The sequence below is a fragment of the Rhizobium ecuadorense genome (assembly GCF_001187535.1).
Classification (GTDB): Bacteria; Pseudomonadota; Alphaproteobacteria; order Rhizobiales; family Rhizobiaceae; genus Rhizobium; species Rhizobium ecuadorense.
Map to the genome: position 1 here is coordinate 1 of NZ_LFIO01001086.1, position 230 is coordinate 230.

A 230-nucleotide genomic window follows, 5' to 3' on the forward strand; every position below is an offset into this window, starting at 1 on the left:
TGTGCCACGGCGAAAAGCCGAGACCATAGGGCAGGATGGCAATCTGCGCCGTCAGTGCGATCGCCAGCGCCGTCAGCAGGAACGGGAAGAGGAAGAACAGGCCGAAGCGCCAGGCGTGGCGGAAATATCCGCGCATGCCGCCTTCGAGCATGATCTCGGCGCAGCTCCGGAAGCCTGCCATGATCTGGCTCAGCGTGTTTCCGCCGCGCAGCCTGCTTACCAGCGTATCG

At 63.9% G+C, this 230-nt stretch carries 1 pseudogene; it reads right to left on the reverse strand.

Annotated features, from left to right (window positions below):
• Positions 1-230, reverse strand: a pseudogene (locus tag AF337_RS22070) (hypothetical protein); the annotation flags it as partial.